Below are 4,296 nucleotides of genomic sequence, written 5' to 3'. Positions count from 1 at the left end.
TAGTGGACGTGGAGGCAATCGTAAGACTAGCCGAGTCAAAAGCTCGACTAGCGGTGTCCAACGAAGCGTCAAAAAAGAAAGGTTAGTAGCTTAGGCTATTATCTTGGAAGCTCGATGCCTTTAGGCGCGAGTAGTTCACACGATAGTACAAATAGAACACCCGTAGCGTGCTTTGCCATTGCAGCCAGCCCCACCACTTTGACCTGTAGCAATTTCGCAAGTCTCACTTGTACCATTACCGTATATCTCGATTAAAAGACCAAAGTTTGATAAGAAACCTGGTATGTCATAGCAAGATCTTTGTAGTGGTTTTGAACCAGCCAAGCTGAGCAAAAGAAATACATCATCAGTCTCCCAGTCACGAATTGGAGCATAATTGTAGACTTTTGAGTTTCCAATAGACTGTGATGTCATTGAGTTCATTAAATCTTCTGCAGACTTACCTTTTAGATTGTGTCGCTCCATATTCTTTGACCTACGCGAAGACTCTTTTCCCTAGAACCTAAGCAAGAAATAATTGGTGAACTGGCATAATTGCCATACTTCTTTGAGTGCCTAATAGACTCTACAAGAGAGTTAACAAAGTGTTCGTTTGGGTTAACCTTTAAAATTACTGAGCAATCACCGGAGCGAGTTGGTGTTGCTGGAATTTTCTGGCCACCAACGTACCTAATGAAGAATTCATTGTTCAATGAAGGTTGGACTAATTTAAACTGAATATTGATACCTACAGACTTAGCATATTCAAGCATTCTCTTACTGGCATAGTTAACAAACATTTGCATAGGTATCGCTTCTGCTTTTGTATTAACTGTCGATACGATCAATGGGCGTTCTGGTTCAATGGTTTTTGCTGCAATAGCTTGACGTTAAGCCTCCATCACAATTAGCAGTGTAACTGTCTAGTCTTTCCCAAACGAACATAAAGAAGTAATTATTGCTCGCTCATTTTCAATTAGAGCTCTTATATCAGCTACAGATGAAGAAAAGGCTTGAGCAACTAATTTCTCTCTACTTACTTGGTTAACTGTTCCAACAACAACGCTATCAATGATGTCTATTGGATTAACTTTGAAAACACTCACTTCACACTTCAACTTAAATTTTGTAACTATGGTCACATAGGATAGAGAACGCGCTTTGATTGAAATGATAACTAAATATTCTCCACGATTATTTTTAAAAAAAAGTCATACAGAACAATAACTAAAATATATTTACACTTAATTATTCAAGGTGAATTCGCCAAAATATAAACTCGAAAAATCATAAAGCCAACCTCAATCAATTATAAAAAACCTTAAATATTCGCCAGCCACAAAAAACACAAAAACCCACCACTATCAAATAGTTACATAATGCTAACTCAAATTATTCAGGGTGAATTCGCCACTTATTCGAGGTTAATTATTTCAAAAGTGCGCGTTATGGAATCGGACTTACTATGGTCTTAATCGAAACGTGAACTACCCAGCGACATCGGTTCACTCTGATCACTGGGCTTCTACAGTCTAGCTTAACAGCTAGGCTGCTTCTTTTTTCTCAGATCCAAAATCCAACTTCGATAATTCGAAGACTTTCGTTTTAACAGATTGTTTCTGCTGAGATGCGGGTGTTACCCTTGCGACGATTCCAGCCGCAATTATATCTAATTCACCTGTACTAGCTATGCTTTTAGCAGCAGCTAGATCGCGGCTTTGATACGCTCCGCAAGCCGTACAAGTAAAGCGCCTATCATTCAATGTTAAAACATGGCGTTGCCCGCACTCCGAACAAATTCCAGTGGATTTTTCAAAACGACCTATTTCATGATAGAGCTTGCCTTCTAGCTCAGCTTTGTACTTTGAAAGCTGAGTGATCAAACCCATCACGTTATCTGCAACCATACTACCATTGAACTTTTGCATCGCTTTTACGTTTAAATCTTCGAACACTAAAATATCATTTTCATTGGTTATCTGTCGTGAAGTTTTGTGCGCAAAGTCCAGCCTTTGCCTTGAGATTTTTCCGTGTAATTTATTGATGCGTTGTTTTGTTTTTAGCCAGCGATTTGACCCTTTGGTTCGACGTGCAAGCTGGCGTTGCAATTGATTTAACTTCTCTATTGCTTGCTTTAAAAACTTCGGGTTGTCGGCCACGAAACCGTTCGAACCAACCACCGTTTGCTTTGAGTTGATGTCAAAGCCAGTGATCGTTTCCAAAACTTGTTTAGCCGTTTTGCATTCCACTTCCTGAGTGATACTGCATTCCCATTTTCCGTGACGATATTGAACAGTGACGGTTTTAATTTTGCTCACTAGCTCACGATGCAGAACGATTGGCACTTTGCCGACCTTCGGAATACTGATAGCGCCATTTTCGATTCGAATGCAATTGGAATTATTGACGGCTCGAAACGAGTCGTTGTGAAGTTTTTTCTTTTTGTATGAGACTTTGTGCTTTGGAAAGCGCTGCAAACGAACCTTTGAAAAAGCATTCTTAACAGCAGTTTCTAAATCGCGCGCAACCTGCTGAGCCGCTGCTGAATCAAAAGATTTAATCCACGCAAACTCTTCGAAAGGCTTTAATTCCTTAAGAAGCGAGGCCATTTCTTTGTAAAACAAGAACGTCTTATCGTACTCATATCGACGCATATTTTCAGACAACAACAGATTCCAAATGCCACGCGCTGTCGCACCAAACTCAATAAGCTTAGCTTCTTGCTCTGGCGTAGGATTTAGCCTGTAGTTGTATCTGAGCGTCTTTTTCATATACTGTATAGACTACTGTATAAGGTCTAGTTGTCAAGTTGGAGTATGAAACTAAATCTCACTGCAAATATTTAATTGCACTTCATTTAATTCTGGTAGTTAAGTACAGAAAACCTTTACTAAACGGAAATCTGGGTGAGTTTGTTAAGAAAACGGTTTTCGATGTTTCTCTATCTTCTAACTTCAGGATCGAAGAGGTTGAAATAGACAAAGATCACATTCATATGCTGATTACAATCGGCACTCGATATTCTGTAGGCCAGTACGCAAGGAGGATTAAACAAGCGACAACTACTAAAATCTGGAAATCATTTCCTTACCTCAAAAACCAATTTTGGAAAGAGAAAACATTTTGGTTTGATGGATACTTTGTGTGTTTTGTAGGAAATGCTAGTGCAGAGATAATACGAAAATATATTCAAGAGCAGGGGTGATACCGATTCATCCCCGCGACATCACTTCGCTCTGATCACGGGGTTTTCTCGGTGAACTTTCGATAAAACAGCTACTAACCTTGCAAAGTTGAAACGTTGGGAAGTGCTTGGTGTAGAAAATACATTAAGGCTAAGAGATTGGCTATTTAGAATTAGTTCTAACATGAGCGAGCGCTCCACGCTCGGGCGTTTGATCCTGTAGGGTACAATCGTGTTGCTTTGCAACCGAATACTTTAAAGCCCAAGCATTTAGATAAAATTGTAAGGTACGCCTGCCAGCTAACACAAGAAAGCATTTCTCATTCAGAGCGTTTCAAATCTTTAGTAGAGCAGGGTAGAGAAGCTGAGCATGAAGGTGTTCAGTGTATTCAAAACGATGTAACTCTACCCCCTAAAATAAAGAAAACTTTTTTAGAAATGTATACAGAAGCCTTACTAAACCCTCAGAACCTTAATTACTACTTTAGTGAAGTACATGCCGTACTTTTATCTTTTCGGTGGTCTTTGGATGGTATCGGAGCAGCCCCATTTAGGCCTTTAGCTATTTGGAAACAGATTGAGCAAGGAAAAGGGTGGATACCATACCCAAAATTGAATAGTGAGATGAGTGACGCTGATATCGGTAAAATTCAAGGTTATGAGGCTTTATCTGAAGCTGTGATGATGCCAGTGTTAAGAGATGAAGACGCCCATAAGCATGTATTTGATCACGTATCATTAATAGACCTTTGGACCCGCCCTTTAGATGCAAGTGATATTTTTGATGAAGATATGAATTGTAGTATCAAAAGAGGCTCAGACCATTCCGCTAATGTCACGGCTATTTATGACCTCAATATATCAGCGGGTAAATTAGATGGCGCTTTATCGACAGCGGTGACAGTTGATGGTGTAGTTTCTTTACACAAACCAACAATCAAAAAGGTTCTATTTGAAGGAAAGGTTGTCTCTGGGAAGCTTTTAGAGCTGATATTGAACATTAGGCTTGCGCAATCTCACCCTTTCAAGGGCGAGTCAAGCAAGAGGTAACTAGTCTTTTTTCTGACTTAAAGCGCGTGAAGTTTTTACGGCTCTTTCACTTGGCGGTGTGTTTTGATTTTCAATGTACTGCT

General features: G+C 39.6%; 5 protein-coding genes. 2 read left to right on the top strand and 3 right to left on the bottom strand.

Annotated features, from left to right (window positions below):
• Positions 1-135: 135 nt before the first annotated feature.
• From JIG41_RS14190 to JIG41_RS14180, 3 genes are all read right to left on the bottom strand, one after another.
• A complete protein-coding gene (locus JIG41_RS14190) occupies positions 136-465 on the bottom strand; it encodes a hypothetical protein (RefSeq protein WP_063530229.1) in 330 nt (109 codons plus the stop codon).
• A gap of 437 nt (positions 466-902) precedes the next feature.
• Entirely contained in the window at positions 903-1,085 is a 183-nt protein-coding gene (locus tag JIG41_RS14185; protein WP_138558759.1) for a hypothetical protein, read from the bottom strand.
• Between the two features lie 438 nt (positions 1,086-1,523).
• Positions 1,524-2,750 (bottom strand): RNA-guided endonuclease TnpB family protein, encoded by a 1,227-nt coding sequence (locus JIG41_RS14180; RefSeq protein WP_063530232.1) that lies wholly within the window; start codon positions 2,748-2,750, stop codon positions 1,524-1,526.
• Between the two features lie 38 nt (positions 2,751-2,788).
• Here JIG41_RS14180 and tnpA point away from each other — a divergent pair, with 38 nt between their 5' ends.
• Together tnpA and JIG41_RS14170 are read left to right on the top strand one after the other, a co-directional pair.
• A complete protein-coding gene (gene tnpA, locus JIG41_RS14175; RefSeq protein WP_063530233.1) occupies positions 2,789-3,184 on the top strand; it encodes an IS200/IS605 family transposase in 396 nt (131 codons plus the stop codon).
• 219 nt (positions 3,185-3,403) lie between these two features.
• Entirely contained in the window at positions 3,404-4,213 is an 810-nt protein-coding gene (locus tag JIG41_RS14170; RefSeq protein ID WP_063530234.1) for a hypothetical protein, read from the top strand.
• Positions 4,214-4,296 lie beyond the last annotated feature (83 nt).

Source organism: Pseudoalteromonas sp. bablab_jr011, assembly GCF_016464045.1.
GTDB lineage: Bacteria > Pseudomonadota > Gammaproteobacteria > Enterobacterales > Alteromonadaceae > Pseudoalteromonas > Pseudoalteromonas lipolytica.
This window is presented reverse-complemented; position numbering and strand designations above follow the sequence as displayed.